Origin of the sequence: Halostagnicola sp. A56 (genome assembly GCF_000691505.1) — an archaeon.
Lineage (GTDB): Archaea > Halobacteriota > Halobacteria > Halobacteriales > Natrialbaceae > Halostagnicola.
Genome location: NZ_JMIP02000014.1, coordinates 654,728 through 679,960, shown reverse-complemented (window position 1 = coordinate 679,960; position 25,233 = coordinate 654,728). Strand labels below are relative to the sequence as shown.

General features: G+C 63.6%; 18 protein-coding genes, 1 tRNA gene and 1 pseudogene. 15 read left to right on the top strand and 5 right to left on the bottom strand.

Annotation, left to right across the window (positions count from 1 at the left end; translation table 11 throughout):
• Positions 1 to 90: 90 nt before the first annotated feature.
• The 3 genes from EL22_RS05200 to ppc all read left to right on the top strand — a co-directional run bounded on the left by EL22_RS05200 (position 91) and on the right by ppc (position 5,857).
• Positions 91 to 1,626, top strand: a complete 1,536-nt coding sequence (locus EL22_RS05200) for an aldehyde dehydrogenase family protein (protein ID WP_050050454.1) — start codon at positions 91 to 93, stop codon at positions 1,624 to 1,626.
• Between the two features lie 487 nt (positions 1,627 to 2,113).
• Positions 2,114 to 2,893: an IclR family transcriptional regulator gene (locus tag EL22_RS05195; RefSeq protein ID WP_050050453.1), complete on the top strand. Its 780-nt coding sequence runs from the start codon at positions 2,114 to 2,116 to the stop codon at positions 2,891 to 2,893.
• Between the two features lie 273 nt (positions 2,894 to 3,166).
• On the top strand, positions 3,167 to 5,857 hold the full coding sequence (gene ppc, locus EL22_RS05190; RefSeq protein WP_050050452.1) for a phosphoenolpyruvate carboxylase: 2,691 nt from the start codon (positions 3,167 to 3,169) through the stop codon (positions 5,855 to 5,857).
• Positions 5,858 to 5,919: 62 nt separating this feature from the next.
• On the opposite strand, the gene EL22_RS05185 is transcribed toward ppc, so the two are convergent.
• A complete protein-coding gene (locus EL22_RS05185; protein WP_197075845.1) occupies positions 5,920 to 7,587 on the bottom strand; it encodes a PQQ-binding-like beta-propeller repeat protein in 1,668 nt (555 codons plus the stop codon).
• Positions 7,588 to 7,758: 171 nt separating this feature from the next.
• Positions 7,759 to 8,709 carry a MoxR family ATPase gene (locus tag EL22_RS05180; protein WP_050050450.1) on the bottom strand — a complete coding sequence of 317 codons (951 nt, stop codon included), beginning with the start codon at positions 8,707 to 8,709 and terminating at the stop codon, positions 7,759 to 7,761.
• Positions 8,710 to 8,827: 118 nt separating this feature from the next.
• Here EL22_RS05180 and EL22_RS05175 point away from each other — a divergent pair.
• The 7 genes and pseudogenes from EL22_RS05175 (at position 8,828) to pheT (ending at position 17,922) form a co-directional block, all read left to right on the top strand.
• Positions 8,828 to 8,912, top strand: a tRNA-Ser gene (locus tag EL22_RS05175).
• 225 nt (positions 8,913 to 9,137) lie between these two features.
• A pseudogene (locus tag EL22_RS05170) lies at positions 9,138 to 10,126 on the top strand (arsenic resistance protein).
• 261 nt (positions 10,127 to 10,387) lie between these two features.
• Complete coding sequence (locus EL22_RS05165) at positions 10,388 to 11,152, top strand: endonuclease NucS domain-containing protein (protein ID WP_050050449.1); 765 nt, start codon at positions 10,388 to 10,390, stop codon at positions 11,150 to 11,152.
• Between the two features lie 98 nt (positions 11,153 to 11,250).
• A complete protein-coding gene (gene endA / locus EL22_RS05160; protein ID WP_050050522.1) occupies positions 11,251 to 12,297 on the top strand; it encodes a tRNA-intron lyase in 1,047 nt (348 codons plus the stop codon).
• 382 nt (positions 12,298 to 12,679) lie between these two features.
• Positions 12,680 to 14,305 carry a tryptophan--tRNA ligase gene (locus tag EL22_RS05155; protein WP_050050521.1) on the top strand — a complete coding sequence of 542 codons (1,626 nt, stop codon included), beginning with the start codon at positions 12,680 to 12,682 and terminating at the stop codon, positions 14,303 to 14,305.
• Positions 14,306 to 14,605: 300 nt separating this feature from the next.
• On the top strand, positions 14,606 to 16,162 hold the full coding sequence (locus EL22_RS05150; protein WP_050050448.1) for a phenylalanine--tRNA ligase subunit alpha: 1,557 nt from the start codon (positions 14,606 to 14,608) through the stop codon (positions 16,160 to 16,162).
• The gene (pheT, locus tag EL22_RS05145; protein ID WP_050050447.1) at positions 16,162 to 17,922 is read left to right on the top strand and encodes a phenylalanine--tRNA ligase subunit beta; all 1,761 of its coding nucleotides are present in this window, start codon (positions 16,162 to 16,164) and stop codon (positions 17,920 to 17,922) included. Before EL22_RS05150 ends, pheT begins: the two co-directional genes overlap by 1 nt.
• A 192-nt stretch (positions 17,923 to 18,114) precedes the next feature.
• Here the strand turns inward: pheT and EL22_RS05140 are convergent, their stop codons facing one another.
• Complete coding sequence (locus EL22_RS05140; protein ID WP_049953837.1) at positions 18,115 to 18,312, bottom strand: hypothetical protein; 198 nt, start codon at positions 18,310 to 18,312, stop codon at positions 18,115 to 18,117.
• 241 nt (positions 18,313 to 18,553) lie between these two features.
• Between EL22_RS05140 and EL22_RS05135 the strand changes: the two genes are divergently transcribed.
• The 3 genes from EL22_RS05135 to pheA all read left to right on the top strand — a co-directional run bounded on the left by EL22_RS05135 (position 18,554) and on the right by pheA (position 21,516).
• Complete coding sequence (locus tag EL22_RS05135; RefSeq protein ID WP_050050446.1) at positions 18,554 to 18,862, top strand: non-histone chromosomal MC1 family protein; 309 nt, start codon at positions 18,554 to 18,556, stop codon at positions 18,860 to 18,862.
• 471 nt (positions 18,863 to 19,333) lie between these two features.
• Positions 19,334 to 20,659, top strand: coding sequence for an MFS transporter (locus EL22_RS05130; protein WP_050050445.1), 1,326 nt, complete (start codon positions 19,334 to 19,336; stop codon positions 20,657 to 20,659).
• Between the two features lie 50 nt (positions 20,660 to 20,709).
• Positions 20,710 to 21,516 carry a prephenate dehydratase gene (pheA, locus tag EL22_RS05125; protein ID WP_050050444.1) on the top strand — a complete coding sequence of 269 codons (807 nt, stop codon included), beginning with the start codon at positions 20,710 to 20,712 and terminating at the stop codon, positions 21,514 to 21,516.
• A 37-nt stretch (positions 21,517 to 21,553) separates the two neighbouring features.
• Here pheA and EL22_RS05120 read toward each other — a convergent pair whose 3' ends face one another.
• Together EL22_RS05120 and EL22_RS05115 are read right to left on the bottom strand one after the other, a co-directional pair.
• The gene (locus tag EL22_RS05120; protein ID WP_050050443.1) at positions 21,554 to 22,291 is read right to left on the bottom strand and encodes a bacteriorhodopsin; all 738 of its coding nucleotides are present in this window, start codon (positions 22,289 to 22,291) and stop codon (positions 21,554 to 21,556) included.
• Positions 22,288 to 23,928, bottom strand: a complete 1,641-nt coding sequence (locus EL22_RS05115) for a methyl-accepting chemotaxis protein (protein ID WP_050050442.1) — start codon at positions 23,926 to 23,928, stop codon at positions 22,288 to 22,290. The genes EL22_RS05120 and EL22_RS05115 overlap by 4 nt, the downstream gene beginning before the upstream one ends.
• Before the next feature lie 248 nt (positions 23,929 to 24,176).
• Here EL22_RS05115 and EL22_RS05110 point away from each other — a divergent pair, with 248 nt between their 5' ends.
• Together EL22_RS05110 and EL22_RS05105 are read left to right on the top strand one after the other, a co-directional pair.
• Positions 24,177 to 24,632, top strand: a complete 456-nt coding sequence (locus EL22_RS05110; RefSeq protein WP_050050441.1) for a peroxiredoxin — start codon at positions 24,177 to 24,179, stop codon at positions 24,630 to 24,632.
• 100 nt (positions 24,633 to 24,732) lie between these two features.
• Positions 24,733 to 25,152: an Hsp20/alpha crystallin family protein gene (locus EL22_RS05105; RefSeq protein ID WP_050050440.1), complete on the top strand. Its 420-nt coding sequence runs from the start codon at positions 24,733 to 24,735 to the stop codon at positions 25,150 to 25,152.
• Positions 25,153 to 25,233 lie beyond the last annotated feature (81 nt).

Below are 25,233 nucleotides of genomic sequence, written 5' to 3'. Positions count from 1 at the left end.
TACTGAATACAGACACCGTGGTCCCCGCCTGAGTCGGTCCCGACCATGGGAGGCGGTGGTTATTCCCTGCCGATCCGTGACTGATACGATATGAGTCAGCAGACGACAGCCCAGCCGAACCGTCACTACATCGACGGCGAGTGGACCGACGGCGAGGGCAACGAGACGTTCGAGAGCGAGAACCCTGCAACCGGCGACACGCTGCGGACCTTCCATCGCGGAACCGAGGCCGACGTCGACACGGCCCTCGAGTCCGCCGAACGCGTCCAAGACGAGTGGGAAGAACTGTCCCATATCGACCGCGCGGAGTACCTCTGGGACATCTATCAGGAACTCCGCGACCGGACGGACGAACTCGGTGAAATCGTCACCAAGGAGTGCGGCAAGGAGATCTCCGAAGGGCGAGCCGACGTCGTCGAGGCCGCACACATGGTCGAGTGGGCAGCCGGGAACGCCCGGCACCCGCATGGGGACGTCGTTCCGTCCGAAATCGGGAGCAAGGACGCGTACATGCGGCGCAAACCCCGCGGCGTCGTCGGCTGTATTACGCCGTGGAACTTCCCCGTCGCGATCCCGTTCTGGCACATGGCCGTCTCGCTGGTCGAGGGCAATACCGTCGTTTGGAAGCCCGCCGAGCAGACGCCGTGGTGTGCCCAGATCGTCGCCGAAATGTTCGAGGCAAGCGGGATTCCCGACGGCGTGTTCAACATGGTTCAGGGCTTCGGCGACGCCGGCGAAGCCATCGTCGAGGACGAGCGCGTCGACACCGTCCTCTTTACCGGTTCGGCGGAAGTCGGCCAGCAGGTCGGACAGACCGTCGCCGAACAGCCAGGCAAACTCGCCGCCTGCGAGATGGGCGGCAAGAACGCCGTCGTCGTCACCGACGAAGCCGACCTCGACACGGCCGTCCACTCGGCCGTGATGAGTTCGTTCAAGACCACCGGCCAGCGCTGTGTCTCCGCCGAGCGCCTGATCGTCCACGAGGACGTCTACGACGAGTTCAAGGCGCGATTCGTCGAGATCGCCGCGAACGTCGCCGTCGACGACCCGCTCGCCGAGGACACCTTCATGGGCCCGCTCGTCGAGGGCGAGCACAAAGCGAAGGTTCTCGAGTACAACGAACTCGCTCGCTGCGAGGATGTCAACGTACTCGTCGACCGTGACGAGCTGGCCGCCGACGAGATTCCGGAGGGCCACGAGGATGGCCACTGGGTCGGTCCGTTCGTTTACGAGGCAGATCACGAGGCGGACCTCCGCTGTACGCAAGAGGAGGTCTTCGGCCCCCACGTCGCGCTCATGGAGTACTCGGGCGACATCGAAGATGCCGTCGAGATCCACAACGATACCGAGTACGGGCTCGCGGGCGCGATCATCTCCGAAGATTACCGCGAGATCAACTACTACCGCGACAACGCCGAGGTCGGACTCGCGTACGGCAACCTGCCGTGTATCGGTGCGGAAGTTCACCTGCCGTTCGGCGGCGTCAAGAAGTCCGGAAACGGCTACCCCAGCGGCCGCGAAGTGATCGAGGCCGTCACCGAGCGCACCGCCTGGACGCTGAACAACTCGAACGACATCGAAATGGCACAGGGCCTGTCCGCGGACATCACGACCGACGATGACTGAACCAAACTGTCCGCTCTGTGGGCGACCGACCGACACGTCGGACGACTGGTGTCAACACTGCGGTCTGACGAGTCACTGCGGCGCTGATTAGCGCCGAGTCCCGGTCGACGACCGACACGGAGACCGACCGCGCAAAACTGATCTGCTGTCGTCGACGGTGGGGCGTTCCGAATGCGTGAACGATCCGGTGATCAGCTCCGATCTGGAGATGCGATCAACTGGTGCGTTCGATCGATCCGCCCATCTCCGTAGCCGGCCCGTTCACACGTTCCGAACGGAAGACCACTGACGGGAATCGCGGCTCTGCCATCGACGGCAATCGAACGGTCGTGGGAACAACCCACATATATGGGCGGTGTCGGATGTACCGAATGAGAAACTCACAGGATGATAATTGAAGAAATAAACTCGATATCTGACAGACATCGCAGAATTGTGTTCACACATTCCGAACGCTTATGCGCAGACGACACGACACCCTCGAACCATGACGGACGATCGCCCTCGGCCGGTTAAGACGACACAAACGTCACTCGGACTCGTTCGCGCGGTCCGCGACAGTGACGGTGCCACGCTGAGCGAACTGGCCAGCCGCCTCGAACTGGCGAAAAGCACCGTCCATAACCATCTCCACACGCTGGTAGACGAGGGATTTCTCGTCCGAGACGGCGATACCTACCACATCGGTCTCCAGTTCCTCGCGTTCAGCGAGCACGCACGCGAACGGAACCCGTTGTACGCGACGGCGCGGCGACACGTCTACTCCCTCGCCGAGAAAACCGGCCACGAGGCCGACTTCATCGTCGAGGAAAACGGCCGTGCGTACTCTCTCGAGTACTCGATCGGCGAGTCGACCCGACAGGGACTGTCGGAATCCAGTCCGTTCCGGGCGGGCAACCGATTCTACATGCACAACTGCGCCTCGGGCAAGGTCTTGCTGGCGTCGATGCCCGAATCGCGTGTCCGAGAAATCATCGATCGGTGGGGACTTCCGGCGACGACTGATGACACCGTCACCGACGAGTCAACCCTGTTCGACGAACTCGAGACGATCCGGCGCCGCGGATACGCAGTCAACGACGAGGAACTGATCGACGGATATCGGTCCATCGGTGCGGCCGTCACGAGGCCCGAAGGCGAGGTCGTCGGCGCATTCTCGATCGGCGGACCCACGTATCGCATGGCCGTCGACGAGTCGACGACTGAGGAGATCGCACAGCTGCTAATAGAGGAAATCAGTTCGCTCGAATCGGAACTGTTTCGGTAGACATTACAACAATATGTATGTAATGAGCTCTATGATCGATCGATAGTTTTCTGCTGAGCCCCTTTCGCTCCGACGACGTGATAAACAATAACTGTTTTTTCATCGAGCCCGCCAGGCGTTCTAAATCACTCTATAGACACTATAATTGAATTAGAGACAGTATCACCGATATCACAATATATTCGACGATCGACGAATGCACGTACGAACAATAATCGTAGTAAAGGTTTTAATTCCATCGGGTTTTTCAAGGGGGAGGATCACAACCATGTTATGGACCTGCACAACAGGGACGTCCGACAGGACGTACGCGAACTGGGTGCACTGCTCGGTGACGTCCTCGAGCAACAGACCTCACGGCGGGCGTTCGACACGGTTGAGTCGTGTCGACAGACCGCGATCGAGTACCGCTCCGGCGACCTCGAGAGTCGGGATCCACTAATCTCCGAACTTGAGGGACTCTCGCCCCACCAACAGCGGATCGTCGCCCGCGCGTTTACGACGTACTTCGAACTGATCAACCTCGCCGAAGAGCGAGAGCGAGTTCGGTCGATCCGGCAGGGGTCACAGGAGGGCTCGCTCGCGGATAGCCTCGAGATGGTCGCCGAGGAACTCGGCGAGGAGGATCTCGAGACCGCACAGCAGATCCTCGACGACGTGCTCATCGAACCGACGTTTACCGCCCACCCGACGGAAGCGCGGCGGAAAACGGTCAAATCCAAGCTCCGGGCGGTCGCGAACCACCTCGAGACGCTCGACGAACGGCTCTTGACCGACAAGGAGCGAAGCCAGGTCTGGCGCGACGTCGACGCGGAAGTGACGAGCCTCTGGCAGACGCCGCAGGTTCGCAAACGCCAGCCCGAACCCGAAGACGAGGCCCGAAACGTGCAGTGGTACCTCGAGAACACCCTCTTCGACGTCGTCGGAGAAGTATACGACGAGTTCGGCGTCGCGCTCGAGGACGAACTCGAGGGGGACGTCGACCTGCCGAAGCTGTTCGAGTTCCGGTCGTGGGCCGGCAGCGACCGCGACGGAAACCCCTACGTCACCCCCGAAGTCACCGCGAACACCTTGGAACGCCAGCGCTCGGTCGTCTTAGAGCGGTACCGCGAACAGCTCAAACGCCTGTCCGGCGTCCTGAGTCAGGACGGCAGCCGCCTCGAGGTCGACGGCCCCTTCGAGGCGAGCCTCGAAACCGACCGTGAGCGCCTGCCCGGCAGCGCACAGACCGCGGAGACCCGGTATCCGGGCGAACCCTACCGACAGAAGTTGAAGCTGATGCGCGAGCGACTCGATCGGGTCGGCGACGTCCGTCCGGGGGGCTATCCGGACGCCGACGAACTCCTGGGCGACCTCGAGTTGATCGCCACCAGCCTGCGGGAAAACGGCGCGGAAACCGTCGTCGAGGCTCACGTGGACCCGATTCTCCGGCAGGTCGAGACGTTCGGCTTCTCGCTGGCCAGTCTCGACCTCCGCGAACATCAGGCGAAACACACCGACGCCATCGCCGAGGCCCTCGAGCGCGAGGGAATCGATTACCGCGGGCTCTCGGAGGACGAGCGCGTCGAGTTCCTCACCGACGCCGTCTTACAAGACGAGACGGTTATCGACCTCGAGGCCGTCGAAGACCTTTCTGACGCTTCGGCGCGCGTGCTCACCCTCTTCGACGAACTCGCGGACTGGCAGACCGAGTACGGCGTCGAGGCGATCGACACCTACGCCATCTCGATGACCGACGAGCCGAGCCACGTCCTCGAGGTGCTGTTTCTGGCCGATCAATCGGGCATCGTCTCGCTGCCCGAACACTGCGGAATCGACATCGTCCCACTGCTCGAGACCGAATACGCCCTCTCGGGTGCCCGCCGCATCATGGGGACGCTCTTCGAGAACGAGGCCTACGCCAAGGCGCTGGAAGCCCGCGGGCGAACCCAGGAGATCATGCTCGGGTACTCGGACTCGAACAAGGAAAACGGCTTCCTCGCGGCGAACTGGTCGCTGTACAAGAACCAGCGCCGGCTGGGCGAGATCTGCGACGATTACGACGTGACGATGCGGCTGTTCCACGGCCGCGGCGGCTCGATCTCTCGCGGTGGCGGCCCGATGAACGAGGCGTTGCTGGCGCTGCCGAACAGCACCGTGACGGGGCAGGTCAAGTTCACCGAACAGGGCGAGGCGATCGCCGAGAAGTACGGCAACCCGCGCATCGCTGAGCGAAACATCGAACAGATGTTAAACGCCCAGCTTCGCGCACGCCGAAACGCGATCAACCAGCCCGAAGAGGAGATCCGCGAGGAGTGGTTCGAGGCCATGGAGACCATGGCGACCGCCGCTCGACAGGAGTATCGCGACCTCTTAGAGAGCGACGGCTTCGTCCAGTACTTCGAACAGGCGACGCCGATCACCGTCATCGAGGATCTGGACCTGGGCTCGCGGCCCGCCTCCCGCAGTAGCGAGCGGACGGTCGAGGACCTGCGGGCGATCCCGTGGGTCTTCTCGTGGACCCAGTCGCGGTGTATCCTCCCCGGCTGGTACGCGATCGCCGCGGGCGTGAGCGCGTATCTGGACGATGGCGGCTCGATAGAGACGCTCCAAGAGATGTACGACGAGTGGGCGTTCTTCCGTTCGGCGTTCGACAACGCCGCGCTCTCGCTGTCGCGAACCGAACTCGAGATCGCCGCGGAGTACGCCGACCTCGCCGAGGACGACCTGCGCGAGGAGTTTTTCTCCCGCCTCACCGACGAGTACGAGCAAGCCGCCGAGTACGTCACGACGATCGGTCGGCGCGACCAGTTACACACTCGCGACTGGCTTGGCGAGAACTTGGAGCGACGAAATCCCTACGTCGATCCGTTGAACGTACTGCAGACGTACCTGCTGGATCAATCCCACAGAACTGACGTCGAGGAACGAACGCTCAGACTGACCGTCAAGGGGATCGCGGCCGGAATGAAAAACACCGGGTAATTCGTCGGTCGTCCGATTCGAGGATCCGTTCGAGCAATCGTCTGACTCCACGGCCCGTTCGATCAATCGTCTGATTCGAGGGTCCGTTCGGTTTGTGCCGTCGATTCGTCGGTTTTACTGCGACGTCGGAGCCACTCGAGCGCGAGGCCGCCGCCGACGAGTCCCGCACCGCCGGTGAACCCGGGAGTATCGTCGCTCGCGGCCTCATCCCCACCGCCATCGGTAGAACCGTTCGCACCTCCGTCGCTGGACGCGTTCGAGCCCGCAGTCTGGGACTCGTTCACACTTTCGTTACCGCCGGTGATTCCGCCCTCGCTTCCGTTTGCGGCCGTCCCGCTCGAGCCGTTCGACGCGTTCGTCGGGTCGCTCTCGTTCCCGGGACTGGTCGTCGCGTTCTCCGAGTCGATGATGTCTTCGAGGTCCGTCACGTCGTCGGTTCCGTTCTCCCCGCCTGCGCCACCGTCGGCACCTTCGTCAGTCGCGTTTTCCCCACCGCCATCCGGTCCTCCGTTTTCGACCTCTGTGTCCGTCGAGTCGGTCTCGCGTTCCTCGCCGCCGGACGGGCGTATCGCGACGACCTGATTGGGGCTGGTGATGTAAATCGTCTCCTCGGTCGCGACGAAGGAGTCACTCGGCCAGTTCAGTTCGTCGAGCGTGTTGATGTCGAACTCTCCGAATCCGAACGCCCAGCGACGGCTTCCGTCCGCGAGGTCGAACGCGAATATCGCCGGCTCGTCGGCCATCAGATGTGATGGGACGACGACCGTTTCGCCGACGATCACGGGTCGGCCCCACTGGTCGACCGAACCGCCGATCGACCAACTCTTGTCGGTCTCGTGGTGTGTTACCCGCATGCTGTGTCGGTTCGTTCTGACCCGTACGTCGTCGGTCACCGCCAGCGGAAACCGAAACGAGATGTTGGCGACCCGTTCGCCGGTCTTCGCGTCGAGGACGGGGCTTTCGGCCGCGTCCGAGATGTCCCCGGTGTAGAGGCGCTCGCCCGTCGCCACGAGGTAGCCGTGGGGATCGCTCGAGTACTTCCACCAGTACGACCACTCCCGTTCGCCCGTCGTCGCATCGAGCGCGACGAAGCCGGCGTCACCGACCGCCGCGTACACGAGGTCGTTCGCGACGGCCACCGGAATCGCCTCGAAAGACAGTTCCTCGGAGCCACCGCTCGTCTCGAGTTGAACCGTCGATCGCTCCCAGACGACCGAGCCGTCGCCCGCGTCGAACGCGTAGAGGGTGCCGTCGACGACGACGTACACCAGATCGAAGGCGACGGTTGGATCGGGAACGGTCGCCCCGTCGTCGAACTGTTCTCGCCAGCGCACGTCGCCTGTCTCGGACTCGAGGGCGGTCAACTGCTCGCCGCCGACGAAGACGCCTTCTCCCGCTACCGCGGGGGTTCCGTCTGCGCCGATTTCCTCGCCGACCCACAGCGCTTCGCCCGTCTCGTCGTCGATCGCGTGGACCTCGTCGCTCGTCCGGAGGTACACCGTTCCGTCGACGACAGCGATGTCGCCTTCTTCGCCGTACGACCAAGCGATCGCCTGCGGTTCGGGAATCGGCTCGTCTGCCGACACGTACGCGGTATTTCCTGGGTTTCCGTGATAGGACGACCAGCCATCCGGCGCGGCCACCGTCCCGTCGGACGACTGTGCGCTCGCGCCACTCGCACCGACCGGAGCGAGCAACCCACCCGCCACGAGGGTACCACCGACCCCCAATACCGATCGTCGACTCCATCTAGTCATACCCTCACTGACGTGCGATCGCTCATTCCTATCCCCACGGTAAGTCGGTTTCAGTGGCCGAAACTCGAGGGAAGTTCTGCGCTCCGTGCGGGGCCCGCAACTGTCCTGGCACCGATCACCGGAAGTAAAACGAGTGTGAGTGGCTCACTCGAGGGTCGGAACCGGGACGGACTCGAGGACGCTCTCGACGATTGCCGACTTTTCGACGCCGTTTACTGTCGCGTCGGGGGTGAGAACGAGTCGATGCGCGAGCACCGGTTCGGCTACGCGCTTGATGTCGTCCGGCGTGACGTACTCGCGGCCCGCGAGGGTCGCGCGAGCGCGGGTGGCCTCGAACAGGCGCTGGGTCCCTCGCGGGGAGACGCCGACCTCGACCCGGCCGTCCGATCGCGTCTCGCGAACGAGCGAGACGACGTACTCGAGGAGGTCCTCGTCGACGCGGACCGATTCGGGAACGTCACGAATCGCCGAGACGGTCTCGGACTCTAACACCGGATCGACGGTGGGGCTCATGTCGTTCCGGCTGGCTCGCCGCCGGAGAAGCTCTCTCTCGCCAGCTTCGTCCGGATACCCCATCGACGTCTTGACGAGGAAACGATCCACTTGCGCCTCCGGGAGCTGAAAAGTGCCTTCCTGCTCGACGGGGTTCTGGGTCGCGATGACGAAAAACGGCTGTGGCAACTGCCGCGTTTCTCCGTCGGTGGTGACCTGTCCCTCCTCCATCGCCTCGAGCAACGCGGCCTGGGTTTTCGGCGGCGCGCGGTTGATCTCGTCCGCGAGGACGATGTTCGCGAAGATGGGGCCTTCGTTGAACTCGAACTCGCGCTCGCGTTCGTTGAACACGTGCGTGCCGGTGACGTCGGCCGGCAGGAGGTCGGGAGTGAACTGAATGCGCGAGAACGAGAGCCCGAGCGCGGTGGCGACGCTGCGGGCGGTCAGGGTCTTTCCCGTCCCGGGGACGTCCTCGAGCAAGACGTGTCCCCGTCCGACGACGCCGACGAGGATCGTCTCGAGAAACTCTCGCTCGCAGATGACCGCGTCGCCGATCTCCTCGAGAACCGACTCGCACTCCGCGCTCGCCTGTGTGAGGTCCATGGCGGTATGCAACGACGGAACGCTCAAAGCTTTTCTGCTTAGTTGTCACGTTGGCGCGGAAACAACTCGAGCGAAAAATCGAAACCCGTAAAAACGTTAGCCGGGTACTACGAGTTGAGCCGAGATAGCCTAGCCCGGCCAAGGCGGTAGATTCGAAATCTACTGTCCTCACGGACACGGGAGTTCAAATCTCCCTCTCGGCGCTTTTCACGACGACAACGACAGTGAGCGAAGCGAGCCGTCCGTCGTCGTGAAAACGTATAGAGGAGTTTGAACGAGACCAGTCGCGCGCAGCGATAGCGAGCACGTCTGGCCGTTGTTCAAATCTCCCTCCCGGCGCTTCTCCGCTCGAGACAGGAGCAAAACACAGCGAGCGAACCGCGAGAGCATCCAAAGGTACTTCCTCGATATCGACCAACGTCGACCAGATGGACCAGCGCTGGTTGCAACGCCACCAGATCGGCGTCTACGCGCTCGCAGTCGGCGCTGCAGTCAGCGTCGGACTCGCCCGACCCGACACGGCGTCGGCCCTCGAGCGACTCATCAACCCGTGCTGGCGGTCTTGCTCTACGTGACGTTCCTCGTGATCCCACTCGTCGAACTCCGGAACTCGCTGACGAACCGCCGGTTCATGGCCGGTGCGCTCGCGGTGAACTTTCTCGTCGTCCCGGTCGTCGTCTTCGGCCTCGCTCGAGTCCTCCCGGACGATCCGGTCATCCTCGTCGGCGTCTACATGGTATTGCTGACGCCCTGTATCGACTACGTCATCGCGTTCACCGACATGGCGGGGGGCGACGCGGGGCAACTCACCGCTGCGACGCCCGTGTTGATGCTCGTCCAGTTGCTCTCGTTACCGATGTATCTCTGGGCGTTCATGGGTCGGGACATCGCGGCGACGATCGAACCAGGGCCGTTCCTCGAGGCGTTTCTCTTTCTCATCGCCGGGCCGCTGACGCTCGCGTGGCTCACGCAGCTGTGGGGTCGGCGTGCCGACGCTGGCCGCCGATGGGAGGAGCTCATGGGGTCGCTGCCCGTTCCGATGATGGGAGCCACGCTGCTCGTCGTCATCGCATCGCAACTGCCACGCGTGCGGGACTCGCTCGAGCAGATCGTGGTCGTGATACCGGTCTACGTCGCGTTCCTGTGTCTTATGCCCGTCCTCGGACGGGTGGCGGCGACCGCCCTCCGGCTCCCTGACGGGGAGAGCCGGGCGCTCGTGTTCACGTCCGTCACGCGTAACTCGCTGGTCGTGTTGCCGCTTGCGCTCGCGCTCCCGGCGGAGTACGCCATCGTCCCGTCGGTGGTCGTCATGCAGACGCTCGTCGAACTCATCGGGTTGCTCGTGCTCACTCGACTCGTCACCTCCCGCGTCTGGGAGCGCTCGGAAACGATGCTCAGAAAAGTTGGATCACAGTGATCAGCGACCAAATTAGCTGCTCGCGTTTCGCGAACGAGCACGAAAACGATCCTTAGAGAGCGTACCATAGAAAGATCCARTGAACTCGATTAGCTCTGCTTCTGGATCCGGTGCAACGTGCAACTCGTGACCTTTTGTATCTTCGTGGGAGTTATCGTATCTTCGGATGGTCCCATCCTCGACCGTTGGTTGTACAGCCAACGAGTTAAGAATGCCGGTGGTGCCCTGTAGTTTATATACGAATCCGCGGCCAGACCGCCCATGATCGACGATGCGCTCCGCGTGCTCGCGGGCGACTGCACCGTAATCACCGACGGAACGTCTCGAGAGGAGTACCGCGGCCGCGTGACGACCCTCGTCAAGCCCGACAACACCGTTCTCGTCCACGATATTAACGGCTACCAGCCGGTCGCGTGGCTCACCCGCGCCGACAGCGTCTCGAGCGACCGCTCGGACGGCTTCACGCTCGTGGCGAAAAAGGACACCCAGACGCTTCGGATCGCCGCCCACGAACAGGACGCGTTCGCTCACTACCCCGCCTCGGCGGCGGGAACGCCGGTTGGCGACTGTCCCGACTGCGGCGGCGCGCTCGTGCGCTCGAGCGGCGTGAATTGCGTCGACTGTGGAACCCGCTACGGCGTTCCCTCGGACGCGACGATCCGCGAGGACGCCTGCGACTGCGGGCTTCCTCGGATGCGCGTCGAACGCGGGCTGGCGTTTAACGTCTGTCTCGATCGGCGGTGCGAGTCGCTCGACGACGCGGTTTCGGAGGCGTTCGACCGCGAGTGGGGCTGCCCCGAACCCGACTGCGATGGCGACCTGCGAATCCTCAGACGCGGCGGGTTGCTCGCCGGCTGCGAGCACTACCCCGACTGCGACACCGGGTTCAGGGTCCCGTCGGGGGTCGTCGACGGCGAGTGCGCCTGCGGACTGCCGACGTTCAACACCCCCGGCGGCACGCGCTGTCTCGACGCCACCTGCGAGGGGGTGGTAGAGCACGCACCCAAAGCGACCAGCGGCGACTGAACCGGGTTCGCGACGCGCTCCCGTGCAGATGCAGCACCCCGGCCCCGCCTGCCGACCCGATCCACAGTCCCTTTGTGCCGGGCGGCACAACCGCGACCATGACACTCGAGGGTCGGTTCGACGAGGACGCGGGCGTCGTCCGGGTGGGCGCGGACGCACGCCAGCGCTACCACGATTCGCGGGGCTACGGCTATCCGCTCGAGGGAAACGAAATCGCGCTCGCGCCCGTCGAGGCGGCGCACTTGCTCTATCGGGGCGACCTCGAGGCGGTGGTCGACGACGGCGAACGACTCGCCTTTCGGGACCTGCTCGCCCGCGAGCCCGGCACCGATTTCGGGGTTCGATTCCTCGTGTACGCCGATCTGCGCTCGAGGGGGTTCTATCTCTCGCCGGCCGCGGAGCCGTGGGTGGCCGACCCGCCGGACTGTGACTTCGCGGTGTTTCCCCGCGGCAAGGGCCCCGGCGACGGCGAGGTCGCCTATGCGCTCCGGGTGATCGGCGAGCGAACCGACATTCCGGCCACGGCGCTCGAGGAGAGCGTCCTCGCGGTCGTCGACGAGGAGAGCGAGATCACGTACTTCGACGTGAACCGGCGGGATCCGACGGGGGACTCGGCGACGATCGAGTCGGATCGCGGGATCGACGCCGACCTGCTGGCCGATCGGGTCGTCGTCTGGGAGCCGCCGGCGGCCCTCTACGAGACGGCCTTCTACGGTCAACCGCTCGAGGGCCGGGAGTACGACCGGCCGACGCTGCAGTGTTCCCTGCTCGAGGCGGCTCACCTCGCCGAGCGGGGCGTTCTCGCCCTCGAGCCGTCGGTCGTTCGCGAGCGGGGGCGGGCGGTCGAAGGCGAGCGGTTCGATCGGCGGCTTCGAGTCTACGAGACGCTTCGCGAGCGCGGCGTCGTCCCGAAGACGGGCTACAAGTTCGGGGCCGACTTCCGGACCTACGCCGAGGTGGACTCGATCGACGATCTGGGCCACTCCGAGTTGCTGATCCGGGTGCTCGCTGGGGATCACGTTTTTGAGCCGCGAGACCTCGCGTTGGACGTTCGGCTCGCCCACGGCGTTCGGAAGACGATGGTGTTCGCGCTCGTGGATGGTGGTGAGATCGAGTGGTGGTCGCTCGAGCGACTTACACCGTAGGACGTGCTGTAACGGAATTATCTACTGTACAGTAGTGAGAGCGATCCACTCAGGAACGCTACTCACGCTGGTAACACTGACTTCCACATCGCTCACGGGTCACTCCGTTCCCCGTTCACATTTCGAGATCCTCACTACGTTCGGATCTCGCACTCCCCAACCGATTCGCTCAATCGCTCTGCGCTTTCGCTCATCCACTGGAAGACGCTTCGCGACTTCCAAGCCGTTCGGTCACAAAGTGACCGAAGACCTCGCACGACTTTCGATCGCCGTTCGCTTGAACCGCGATCGAGCGCGCGCCACTGTCGGATATCTGGCCGATCACGCCGGATCCGCACCGAAGCCGAAGCCTTTTGCGCGCTGGCGCGCCAACACGGTGATAATGACCGGAGACGAGCCACTTGAGGACTCGGTGGAACTGAGAACGGATGGCGGTGAGCGATCACGTAGATCGCGATCCTCGTCGGAACTCCGCTCCGACGGTGGAGCCGCAGGCGCAGACGACGTCGCGCTGGATCCGTGGGGTTCCTCGAGCGTCTCCGACTACCGGAATCTCTTCGAGGAGTTCGGGATCGAGGAGTTCGAGAAAATTCTCCCGGAGGTGCCGAACCCGCACTATCTGTTACGCCGGGGCGTCATCTTCGGTCATCGGGATTATCGGCCCGTCGCCGAAGCGATGCGAAACGACGAGCCCTTTGCGGCGCTCTCGGGGTTCATGCCGACGGGGGATCCCCACATCGGCCACAAGCTGGTTTTCGACGAGATCATCTGGCACCAACAGCAAGGAGCCGACGCCTACGGGCTCATCGCGGATCTCGAGGCCCACGCCGCCCGCGGGCTGACCTGGGACGAGATCGACGAGCACAGCCGAAACTACCTGCTCTCCTTGCTCGCGCTCGGATTCGATCCCGAGGAGGGCGACCTGTACCGCCAGTCGACCAACCGCGAGGTGCAGGATCTGGCGTTCGAACTCGGCGCGGAGGCGAACTTCTCGGAGTTCGAGGCGATCTACGGCTTCGACGGCGAAACCGACGTCTCGCATATGCAAAGCGTCGTGACCCAGATGGCCGACATCCTCTACCCGCAACTCGAGGAGCCGAAGCCGACCGTGATCCCCGTCGGCCCCGATCAGGACCCCCACGTCAGGCTGGCTCGAGACCTCGCCGAGCGGATGCGCTTCTTCAAGGTCTCGAAGGCCTACGCGAGTTTCGAACTCGACGACGAGGAACGCGAACTCGTCGCCGAGTACTACGAGCGACTCGATCCGGCGGAGTTCGACGACGACGCGCTTCGGTGCGTGCACGTCGCCGAAGAACTGGAGCGGACGCCGCTCGAGGAACTCGACGTGTCGCCCGACACCCTCGGCTCGGTCGTCTCGAAGCTCTCGGAGGCCGGCAAGGAGCCGGTTCGCCCCCGAACCCGATTCTTCAATCGTCGGGCGACTGACGACGCCTTCGAGGCGCTCATCGACGCCGTCGACGGCGAGAAGCGCGTCTACGAGAACCACGTCGACGCGTTCGACCTCGACCTCGAGGCGGCAGAGTCGCTGGCGAAGACGATCGAAGTCGAGAACGGCGGCTACGGATTCGTGGCACCGTCGTCGATCTATCACCGGTTCATGACCGGCCTCACCGGTGGCAAGATGTCCTCGTCGATCGAAGCCTCCCACATCTCGCTGCTCGACGATCCTCAGGAGGGCTACGACAAGGTCAAGTCGGCGACGACCGGCGGCCGCGAGACGGCCGAAAAACAGCGCGAACTCGGCGGTCGGGCCGACGAGTGTCCGGTCTATGAGCTGTACGCCTACCTGCTCGCAGGCGACGACGACGAGTTCGCAAAGGAGGTCTACGACGAGTGCGTCGGCGGCGAGCGCCTCTGTGGCGGTTGCAAGGAGCAAGCGGCCGAACTGATGCGGGACTTCCTTGCGGACCACCAGGAAAAGCGCGAGGAAGTCGAGGACCTGCTCGAGCAAGCGGACATCGAACTCGAGTCGCCGCGGCGCGGGTAGGGTCTCGAGTCGCCGCGACGCGGATTGAAACAACTGGCCGACAACTACACGCGCTAGAGGCGTGGGACCGTCCCGCAAGGCTTTTGCCGGAACCGGCTCACCGGACAGGTATGGCAACCGAATCCCGTGTCCGTGCCAGTGTCACTCGCAAGCCACAGCAGCCGTCGTCGGGATTCGGCTTCGCTTTTTTCCGGTGAGTCGGTGAACGCTCGAGCGGCTCTGACGAGCCGATCGGGTCGAAACCGGCCGTACCGAGTCGGAACCGCTAACTGACCGACCCACAGCCATTGAAGTAAGCGAATGAAACTCCCACACGCACAGGCCGCGGTCATCGAGGCCGCGAGCGCAGACGAGGCACAGTCCGTCGACGCCCTCGCTGCGGCGACCGAACTTCCCCCGGAGACCGTGACCGGCGCGCTCTTCGAACTCGCAGACGAGGGATTGGTCGCCGTCGAGGAACGCGTCGACGAAACGGTATCGATAACCGATGAGGGCCGCGAGTACGTCGATGCGTGCCTTCCCGAAGTTCGGCTCTACGAGGCAGCACTCGAGGCCGGTGCCGATTCCGGGCCCGTTTCGATGGGACAGGTCATCGGCGCATCCGGGCTCGAGGGACAGGCGGTCGACATCGCGCTGTCGAACTACGCCCGGAAGGGGTACGGCTCGATCGACAGCGGGGAGATCACCGCCGATCCCGACGCTGACCCCGGCGCAGATTCGGAGGCGAACGCGCTCGAGGTGGTCGCGGATGCGACGGAAACCGACGACGGCGCGGACGAAGCCGCCGGGGCACCCGTCGATGTCCTCGAGGTCGACGCAGAGACGATCGCTAACCTCGAGCGTCGGGACTTACTCGAGCGAAGCGAGACAACCGTTCGCTCCGCGACGCTTTCCGAACTCGGCGTCACGGAGCTGATGGCGGGCATCGAGACCGCAGAGACCGTCGGGCAGGTCACGCCAGAACTGCTCACCAGCGGCGACTGGGAAGATGCGGCGTTCGCCGAGTACAACGTCGAGGCCGACGCCGAACCGGCTCGAAGCGGCAAGACCCACATCCTGCGCCAGACCGCGGATCGCGTGAAAGACGTCCTCGTCGGTATGGGTTTTCAGGAGATGGAAGGCCCCCACGTCGACGCCGACTTCTGGATCAACGACTGCCTGTTCATGCCCCAGGACCACCCTGCTCGGACTCACTGGGACCGGTTCGCCTTAGAGCAGCCGACCCACATCGACGACCTGCCCGCGGATCTGGTCGACCGCGTCGAGCGCGCTCACCGCGAGGGCGTCGGCGAGGACGGCGAAGGCTATCACTCGCCGTGGGACGAGGACTTCGCGCGGGCGCTCGCACTGCGCGGCCACACGACCTCGCTTTCGGCGCGATACCTCTCCGGCGAGGAGATCGGCGATCTCGAGCCGCCACAGCGATTCTTCAGCGTCGAGAAGGTGTATCGAAATGACACGCTCGACCCGACCCACCTCCTCGAGTTCTTCCAGATCGAGGGCTGGGTGATGGCCGAGGATCTCTCCGTTCGCGACCTGATGGGCACCTTCGAGGAGTTCTACGCCCAGTTCGGGATCACGGACATCGAGTTCAAGCCACACTACAATCCCTACACGGAGCCGAGCTTCGAGCTGTTCGGGACGCATCCGACGACGGGCGAACTCGTCGAGATCGGCAATTCGGGGATCTTCCGCGAAGAAATGCTCGAGCCCCTCGGCGTCGACTGTGACGTGATGGCCTGGGGACTGGCCTTAGAGCGCCTGCTGATGTTGATGTACGGCTTCGAGGACATCCGCGACATCCACGGGACGCTATGTGATCTGGAACTGCTGCGAGAGACGGAGGTGACTTACTGATGCCCACGGTCGAAATCGACCCCGACGAACTGCGCGAGTTAACCAGCGCCGACGAAAAGAGCGACGACGACCTGATCGAAGACTTATTCGCGCTCGGTCTGGAGTTCGAGGGCCGAACCGAGGACGACGAGTTCGAACTCGAGTTCGCGCCGGATCGACTCGACCGGCTTTCGGTCGAGGGCGTCGCCCGCTCGCTTCGCTACCAGTACGGCGACGACAGGGGCGTCTACGTGCCGAACACGAACTCGGCCGAGTGGACCATCGAGGTCGACGACGATGTCCCCGACGAGCGCCCGTACGTCACGGGCGCGGTCGTCCGCGGCGTGAATCTAGACGAGGAGGCGTTAGATTCGCTCATCCAGCTACAGGAGAAGCTCCACGCGACGATGGGCCGCAAGCGCGCGAAAGGCGCGATCGGCATTCACGACCTCACTATGCTCAAGGGCGCCTCGACGGGAGCGGCCGACTCGAGCGTCCGCTACACCGGCATCGACCCCGAGGGCGACCGGTTCGTGCCGCTGGATTCAGATCGGGAGATGACGCCCACGGACGTGCTCTCCGAACACCCGACCGGCGACACCTACGCCGATCTGGTTCGAGACCTCGAGCGATATCCGGCGATCTACGACGAACTCGGGCTGTTCTCGTTCCCGCCGGTGATCAACGGTCGGCGAACCGAGGTCTCGACCGACTCGCGGGACCTGTTCGTCGAACTGACCGGCACCGACCAGTGGACGATCGACAGGATGTGTGCGATCATCTGCTACGCCCTGAGCGCCCGCGGCGGGACTATCGAGGAGGTGACCGTGGCGTATCCGGATCGCGAACTCGTTCGGCCCGACCTCTCGCTCGAGACCAAGACCGTCGCCCACGACCGCATCGAGACGATTCTCGGCATCGACCTCGATCCCGAGGAAGTCGTCGATCTGGCCGAACGAGCCGGTCTCGAGGCCGAGACGGAGGAGGCCGAGACGACGGAGGCTGAAACGGCGGAAAGCGACGCCGCTGCCCTCACGTACGAGATGACGATTCCGCCCTACCGCGTCGACGTACTCCACCCGATGGACATCATCGACGACCTCGGGCGGGCCTACGGCTTCAACGAACTCGAACCGCGCTACCCCGACGTGGGGACCGTCGGCGGCCGGCACGAGCGCAGTCGCCTCGAGGACGCGACCCGCCGGAGTCTCGTCGGGCTCGGGTTCGAGGACCTGCTCAACTTCCACATGATCAACGAGGCCGAGAACTTCGATCGACTGTCGCTTCCGACGCCGGACGACGACAGTGCGGACGAGGCAGTCTACGGCGTCGGCAAACCCGCTACGATCAAAGAGCCCTACAGCGAGGACTACACCATGCTTCGGACGTGGGTGCTTCCCTCGCTGGTGATGGTCCTCGAGCGAAACACCCACCGCTCGTACCCTCAGGATCTGGCCGAAATCGGCTTCGCGGCCGAGATCGACGACTCGGAGAACACGGGCGTCGCCGAGCGCCGGAGCGTCGGTGCCGTGCTCGCACGCCACGACGCGGCCTACGAGGACGCGAAGGGCCGACTCCAGACGCTCGTCCGAGACTTCGGCGGGGACCTCGAGACGCCCCCGACCGAGCACCCGTCGTTCATCGACGGTCGGACCGCCGCGGTCGTCATCGACGGCGAGGAAGTCGGTGTGATCGGCGAACTCCACCCGAAGGTGCTCGTCGAACACGACCTCGAGGTTCCGGTCGCGGCGTTCGAGTTCGATCTCGAGGCACTGAACTGAGCACCGTCCGCTGAGTGGACGCGGTAAGTCAACGATATTTTCCCGCGAGCGAACGAAGTGAGCGAGCGGGCCGACGACTGACTCGGAGTGAGCAACGCGAACGGAGAGGAAAAAGGAGTGCTTTTCATCGACGTTTTGCCGAGCGAGCAGCGCCGCTCGCCGGCGCTGTGAGCGCAGAGCAAAAGGTCGGTTTTAGAAATTGTGTTCGACTTCCTCCTCGTCGGCTTTCTGGATGATGATCTTCCCGTCTCGAACGCGGACGAAGACCTCGTCGCCGATGTCCATGCCCGCCACCTCGAGTTCGTCCTCGTGGAGATTGAGATGGACGTTGTGATAGTTCCCGTTATCGTCTTTCGCGCCGCTTGGACTCAGCTTCTTTTTCCGGACCATCGCGGGGTTCTAACACGAACTTCACCGCAGGATCTACTTAAGTGTTTTCTACGCGATATCGATGTGCCACGTCACCTATGACGTACGTATCTGAATATATGGGCGGAATTTCACGCCGATGAACCAGTTGGTGACAGTTTGTGGGGGACCGGATGTACTTAAAGATACTGGCGCAGTCGGTCGATTTTGGGGGATATCTTTATGTCGGACCGTGTGCTGAATTGACACGGAGGGAAAAACCATGGTACGTGAAGATGGTAAGCGGAACTTTGCACTGCGCACGTCTAACGGAGATGAGGAGAGCGTCTTCTCTGGGAACACACCTCGGCAGGCCGCACTCAAAGCGGCACGGCGACTCGAGGCCGGCTCGAGCGAGGACGCCGCCGAGCGAGTCGAACTCCGGCTTCGTGAGAAGGGGACGGACAAGGTCCACATCTACGACGGCTGGGCCTGGGAGGAAACCGCACCGGACGACAAACCGGACTGGATGCCGGGTGAGATCACGGAAGCGAACGTGGCAAAGCAGGGAATCGAACACCTCGACGAATAATCGGCGGCCGGTGATTCTCGCGAGGGTGTGACTCGAGTGCCGACGCTCTTGAGTACTGGGTCTTCGGCCCTGTCTCCGTCGTACCATCTAATCGATCAACTTCGGCCGGCCGGCTTCGGTCGATCGCTTCGACCGACTGCTTTCGATCGACTCCCTCGGACCGTATTAGTGGTCGCTTGTCCAGTTTCAAAAGACGATAATACAACCTAGTGTAACGGCTATCCCGTTGTACTGTTATATCTGTCTAATAAACACGCTTATATGTGGCTGGCTGGCCATACCCAATAGAAATATGAGTACGTTCGTCCACCAAATATGGGATGGGGCAACTGTGTGTCCACATCGAAATAAGAACATCGTTCTGGCCGGGTTCGTGGCCTCGTCAGCGCGACCCGCCGAGCGCCGACGGTCGGTCGGCTGTGTCGGTCTGGGTTCGATCGGATCGGTCGTCGAATCGAACGAGGTGGGCGTATGATCGACGCCAAGTGGAAGAACTTGCTCCTCGCGACGGCGATGTTCAACCTCGGTTTCGTCATCTGGTTCTCATTCGCTCCGTTCACCGACGCCATCGCGACCGAGTTCGGCCTCTCGATCGCGCAACTCGGCGTCGTCTCGAGCGCGGCCGTCGTTGCCGTCCCGCTGGGGCGGATACTCGTCGGGCCGCTCACCGACAGGTACGGCGCGCCGGTGATCGCCGGGATCACGCTTCTGGTCGTGGGTACCTTCTCGATTATCAGTGCGTTCTCCCAGACCTACGAGGTATTCGTCGGGTCGCGTATTATCGCGTCGCTGGCCGGGATCACCTTCGTGATCGGAATTCAGCACGTCTCCCAGTGGTTCGAAGAGGAGAACCTCGGACTGGCGGAGGGGATCTTCGCCGGCATCGGCAACGCCGGTGCGGGGCTTGGCGCGTATTTCACCCTGCCGCGGCTTTTCGGCGCGGAGTACAGCGGCCCGATATTCGCGTCGAACTGGCGCGCCGCGTTCTTCTACACCGGCGTGATCGCGGTCGTTCTGGGCGTCGTCTACTACGTTTTCGGCGGTGCCGCGAAGACCGAAGCCAGACGGCAGGCGACCAGAGACGGCGTCAACAGACGACAGTGGCTCTACATCGCAACCCGCCACGGCGCGGTCGTCCTCGCAGCGGCGTACGTGATGACGTTCGGCCTCGAGGTGGCGATGAACGGCTGGCTGGGGACCTACTACCGCGAGGGATTCGGACAGGGCGACATCGTGATCGCCGCCACCTTCGCCGCGACGTTTTCGGTCGCAGCGGGCTTGCTTCGGCCGATCGGCGGCTACGTCAGCGACGTCCTCGCTCGCAGGGAACTCGAGTTGCTACCGTGGTTCGAAGGACGATACCGGGAACAGTGGACGTTCATGACGCTCGTGTTCGTCGTCCTGACGATGTTCGGTATGACGGCAGCCGGATTGACCGGGAACGTCTACATGGCGGTCGGCGCCGGATTCCTGGTCGGCGTCGGCTGTGCCTTCTCCGAGGGCGCGATCTTCGCACAGGTACCGGCGATGTTCCCGAACAACTCCGGTACCGTCGCCGGCATCGTCGGCGGTATCGGTACGGTCGGCGGCTCCGTCTACCCGCTCGTGTTCGCCGCGCCGTTCCTTCCGAACCTCCACGTCGGCTACGCGATCGTCGGCGTCTCGATGATTCCCATCCTCGCCTTCTGCGCGTGGGTCTTCCAACCGCACGTCGCGGCGGATGCGACCGAGAAGGGATGGCTTGTCTCCGATGACCCGCCGACCGGAACCAGCGCTCCCACCGCGGCCGACGACTGACGACCCGGGTTCCCGATGGGCTTTTGCTCCCGACCCGTAAACAAGAGGTTATGACCGTTGTCACGCTCGGACCCGAGGGGACGTACTCTCATCGCGCGGCACAGGCGATCGGCGACGACATCGACTTCCGTCAGTCCGTGACGGCGATCGTCGACGCCGTGGCAAGCGGCGAGTACGATCGGGGTATCATCCCCATCGAGAACAGCATCGAAGGCAGCGTCACCGAAAGCCTCGACGCGATCGCCGAGTACGAAATCGCGATCGTCAGCGAGATCGTGACCCCCATCAACCACGCTCTGCTCGCCCAGGGCGAGGACTTCGAGACGATCGCCAGCCACTCTCAGGCGCTCGCTCAGTGTCGATCCTACCTCGAGGAAACGTACCCCGACGCGACCCTCGAGGCCGTCGCCAGTACGGCCCAGAGCGTCGAGTACGCCCGCGAGGACCCGTCGATGGCCGGTATCGCCCATCCGGACAACGCCGGCGACGGTATCGAAGTGATCGCCGACGACATTCAGGAACGGTCCTCGAACGCGACGCGATTCTTCGCGGTCGCACCGGCGGCGGATCGATCGCCCGGCGGCGGGAAAACCTCCATCGTCGCGTATCCCGACGTCGACTATCCGGGGCTGCTCCTCGAGCTCCTCGAGCCCTTCGCCGATCGAAACATCAACCTCACGCGACTCGAGTCCCGTCCGAGCGGCGAGCGACTGGGTGACTACGTCTTCCACATCGACATCGAGGCGGGCCTCTACGAGTCTCGAACCGAGGAAGCGCTCGCGGAACTCGAGAAACTCGCTGAGAACGGCTGGGTCCGGCGGCTGGGGTCGTACGATACGGAGCACGTGGTCGAATAGGACGGATTGGGTTGCCGAAAACGCGTTTGTACTCCCGTCAGTCGCCTGGTTCCCGGTTTTCGACCGGATCGAACGAATCGGTCGTGTCGGTACCGAACGACAACAGTCCAGTCCTCGATGCGTCCTCGAGCGCCTCGACGTTCCGGAGGACGAGCGCGCCGAAGCCGACGACGAGGACCACCTCGACGTAGAGGAGCACGATCAGCCCGACGAACTCGTCGACCAGCTGGAAGGCGACGATGAGCCCGTTCGCAACGAGTCCGATCCACGCGAGGGCGATCAGGTGCTTGAGTTTGTTGTACAGGAGCGACCGCTCCGGCGATTGGACGGCCGCCGTCTGTGCGAACGGGCCATACAACAGCACGATGCCGACCACGAGAAGCACGAACGGCACGAGCGTCGCGGCCGTCATGGCGGCCCCGTCGAGGAAGCCGGCGAAGTACGTCACCCACACGCGCGCCAGGACGACGCCGAGCAGGCCCAGCGTCAGCCGCTTGCCGGTGCCGGCGATCGAGCCGATAACGAGTACGATCGGGATCCACATCGCCGTATACCCCAGAAACCGGATCGGATCCTCCCCGATCCCGAGGGCCTGCTGGATCGGTGCCGTCCCCAGGTAGACGACGGCCATCGCGCCGGCCGCCACGGTGGCCGCGTACCCGTACCGCCGACACGCGATCGGGAGGGTGCGCGCCCAGCCGACGAATCCCAGGGTGATCAGTCCGAGAAGGACGCCGGCGAGTTGCATCGAGTTCGCATAGAGGAAGTTCATCATACACGACCACCTCCGCTCCCGTCGGCCGTTATCGGACGGGACTGCCGTTCGAGGGCGAACTCATCGATCAGTCCGAGCAGATCTTCGGCGCTGTCCCCGAGATCCGTCGCCGTCTGCGTGACCGAGTCGATCGTCGCACTCGTCTCCTCGGAGGCCGCGGCAGCCTGCTGTGATTTGGTGCTGGTCTCGTCGGCGACGTCGGCGACGTCGTCGACGATGATCGACAGCTCCTGGGCCGAGTCGGCCTGATCGCCGGTCGTCTGCGCGATCTGCTGGATGCTGCTATCGACCTGCTCGATCTCGGTTGAAACCGTCTCGAGGCGCGACTCGAGGTCGTCGACGAGCGTCGCCGTCGTCTGCATGTTCGAGTCGACCGCGGAGATCTCGTCGGCCGTCGTCTGCGTGCGGTCTCTGATCGACTCGAGGGTTCCCTCGATGTCGCCGACGGCGTCCATCGTCTCCTCTGCGAGCGATTTGATCTCGTCGGCGACGACCGCGAAGCCGTTGCCGGCGTCGCCCGCCGTCGCGGCCTCGATCGACGCGTTCAGCGCGAGCAAGTTCGTCTGGTCCGCGATGTCGTCGATCAGGGCGATGATCTCCTCGATCTGCTCGGTCTCTCGGGTGAGTTCCTCGGCCGTGTCGACGACCGTCTCCGTGTTCTCGACGAGTTCGTCGATGTTCGTCGACACTTCGGCCGCGACCTCGCGTCCTTCGTCGGTCAGCGTCGACACTTGGTCGGACTGCTCGGCGATCTCGTTGGTCGTCGAGGCGACCTCCTCCGTGGCGGCGGACAGTTCGCTGACTTCGCCAGAGGCGTTGTCCAAGTCCTTCGACTGGTCGGCCGCCCCCTCGGCGATCTTCTGGACCGACTCGGCGACGTCCTGACTCGCCGTCCGGATCTGGCGACTCGAGTCGTCGAGTTCGACCGACATGGTCTCGACGGCCTCGGCCGAGCGCTGCACTTCGGCGATGGTGTCGCTCATCCGGTCGAGCATCTCGTTGAACGAGGTCGCGATCGCTTCGGTCGCCTCGTTATCGACCGACGGCTCGAGCCGCCGGGTCAGGTCGCCGTCCGCACAGGCGTCCATCACCTCGGAGAAGCGCTCGGCCTCCGCAACCAACTGTTCGTTCTGCCGTTCGACTTTCGCCCGCGTCTCCTGAACCCGGGCCCGTTCGGCCTCGAGTTCTTCGGCGCGCTCCTCGGCGTCGGACCGGGCTCGTTCGGCCCGTTTTTGTTCCTCCTCGAGCGTCTCGAGCGATTCCTCCAGGGAATCGCGCATCCGCGCGACCGACCGGTAGAGCGATCCGATTTCGTCGACACGATCGGTCTCGAGGTCGACATCGAACTCACCATCACCGATCTGTTCGGTCTTGCCGGCCAGGCGACGAAGCGCCAGCGAGACGTTGCCGCCCAGTACGATACCGAGGAGGCCGAGGTTCACGCTGAACACGACCGTGATCCCGGTCAGTGCGGCGATGGCACGCGTCGTCGCTTCATCCGCCGGACCGGTGACGACGTGTCGGCCGAAAAGAACCGCAAACGCGAGCGTAACGACCAGCACACAGCCGACCATCACGGCTATTTTCATGCTATACTGCTTCCGAATTCTATCGGGAACGAACGTTTCGAATACCATTATATTTCCTGCCCGAACGTACCTACATCGGTGACGGCGGGTTGCTGCTATGACAAAACTATATGGAAGACAGATAATTGTTATCGCCGATCTGTTCGAACTCTCGACCGGATTTTCGGAGAGTGTCATGGCCGAACGAGTATATACTCGTTCCAAGTTCGATGTGTCCGGCGGTAGAAGTATAAAAATTATATCTGGTTGCCCTCGAGCACCGTAAACGGTTTTTCGGGTCCAGCCGGAGTTCGGGTATGTCCCTCGACGACGGCGACGACGCCCCGAGTGTCCGCGCATCGAATCAGGACGGCGACGAAGTTACGCTCGAGTTCGACGATCCGACCGTCGTCTACTTCTACCCGCGCGACGACACGCCCGGCTGTACCATCGAGGCCACTCAGTTCCAGCGCGAGTACGACACCTATCGGGATGCCGGCGTCGAGGTCTACGGCGTCTCGACCGACGACGTCGACTCCCATCGCGAGTTCTGTGAGGCGGAGGGCCTCGAGTTCGATCTGCTGGCCGATCCGGAGGGGGACCTGGCGGATCGATTCGGTGTCGACCGGAGCGGTGGCACAGCAGCCCGGACCACGTTCTTCCTCGCGGACGGCGAGGTAAAGACGGTCTACGAGAACGTCGATCCGGACGGTCACGCCCGCGACGTGCTGGGTGACGCACTCGAGGACGGCCACGCGACGCTTTCCGAGTAGCACCACGTCGTCGGATACCGCTCCGGTTCCATCGGTCGCGACGGCCGTCCGTCGACGACCGACGGGCAGCGTTTATTCACCTCGAGCGCGTACTCGAAGTATGCGCCAGAACCCGTTCGACGACCTCGAGGAACTGCTCAACCGAATCAGCAACCAGGTCGAGGAGGGAATGATGACCGGCGGGCTACAGGTCCCCGGCTCGGTCGCCGTCGATGTCGCCGACGAGGGCGACGAGTTCGTCGTGACAGCGGACTTGCCCGGCTACGAAACCGACGACATCGAACTGACGCTCTCGGACGGCGCGCTCCGGCTCGAGGCGACTCGCGAGGACGAGACGGCGTTCGAGGAGGGCGAGTACGTCCGTCGCGAGCGGACGAGCAAGTCGGCGAACCGCCGCATTCGGCTCCCCGAGCCGGTCGACGAGGAGGCCGTCTCGGCGACCTTCACGAACGGCGTCCTGACGGTGACGCTTCCCAAAGAAAGCGGGGACGACGAGTCGAAACGGATCGACATCGAGTGATCGGTCGAATCGACCGACCGATCGCGCTCTCTGCCGAACGGCTCGAGCGTGTCCCGACGAGACCGTCGCGGCGATGAAAAA

What these genes read in the sequence shown, in the direction of transcription:
- EL22_RS05155 (WP_050050521.1), top strand. Translation starts at nt 12,680, where the DNA reads ATGACCGGAGACGAGCCACTTGAGGACTCGGTGGAACTGAGAACGGAT.
- pheT (WP_050050447.1), top strand. Translation starts at nt 16,162, where the DNA reads ATGCCCACGGTCGAAATCGACCCCGACGAACTGCGCGAGTTAACCAGC.
- EL22_RS05140 (WP_049953837.1), bottom strand. Translation starts at nt 18,312, where the DNA reads ATGGTCCGGAAAAAGAAGCTGAGTCCAAGCGGCGCGAAAGACGATAAC.
- EL22_RS05180 (WP_050050450.1), bottom strand. Translation starts at nt 8,709, where the DNA reads ATGGACCTCACACAGGCGAGCGCGGAGTGCGAGTCGGTTCTCGAGGAG.
- EL22_RS05195 (WP_050050453.1), top strand. Translation starts at nt 2,114, where the DNA reads ATGACGGACGATCGCCCTCGGCCGGTTAAGACGACACAAACGTCACTC.
- EL22_RS05115 (WP_050050442.1), bottom strand. Translation starts at nt 23,928, where the DNA reads ATGGTATTCGAAACGTTCGTTCCCGATAGAATTCGGAAGCAGTATAGC.
- EL22_RS05130 (WP_050050445.1), top strand. Translation starts at nt 19,334, where the DNA reads ATGATCGACGCCAAGTGGAAGAACTTGCTCCTCGCGACGGCGATGTTC.
- EL22_RS05150 (WP_050050448.1), top strand. Translation starts at nt 14,606, where the DNA reads ATGAAACTCCCACACGCACAGGCCGCGGTCATCGAGGCCGCGAGCGCA.
- pheA (WP_050050444.1), top strand. Translation starts at nt 20,710, where the DNA reads ATGACCGTTGTCACGCTCGGACCCGAGGGGACGTACTCTCATCGCGCG.
- EL22_RS05105 (WP_050050440.1), top strand. Translation starts at nt 24,733, where the DNA reads ATGCGCCAGAACCCGTTCGACGACCTCGAGGAACTGCTCAACCGAATC.
- EL22_RS05110 (WP_050050441.1), top strand. Translation starts at nt 24,177, where the DNA reads ATGTCCCTCGACGACGGCGACGACGCCCCGAGTGTCCGCGCATCGAAT.
- EL22_RS05200 (WP_050050454.1), top strand. Translation starts at nt 91, where the DNA reads ATGAGTCAGCAGACGACAGCCCAGCCGAACCGTCACTACATCGACGGC.
- endA (WP_050050522.1), top strand. Translation starts at nt 11,251, where the DNA reads ATGACACTCGAGGGTCGGTTCGACGAGGACGCGGGCGTCGTCCGGGTG.
- ppc (WP_050050452.1), top strand. Translation starts at nt 3,167, where the DNA reads ATGGACCTGCACAACAGGGACGTCCGACAGGACGTACGCGAACTGGGT.
- EL22_RS05135 (WP_050050446.1), top strand. Translation starts at nt 18,554, where the DNA reads ATGGTACGTGAAGATGGTAAGCGGAACTTTGCACTGCGCACGTCTAAC.
- EL22_RS05165 (WP_050050449.1), top strand. Translation starts at nt 10,388, where the DNA reads ATGATCGACGATGCGCTCCGCGTGCTCGCGGGCGACTGCACCGTAATC.
- EL22_RS05120 (WP_050050443.1), bottom strand. Translation starts at nt 22,291, where the DNA reads ATGATGAACTTCCTCTATGCGAACTCGATGCAACTCGCCGGCGTCCTT.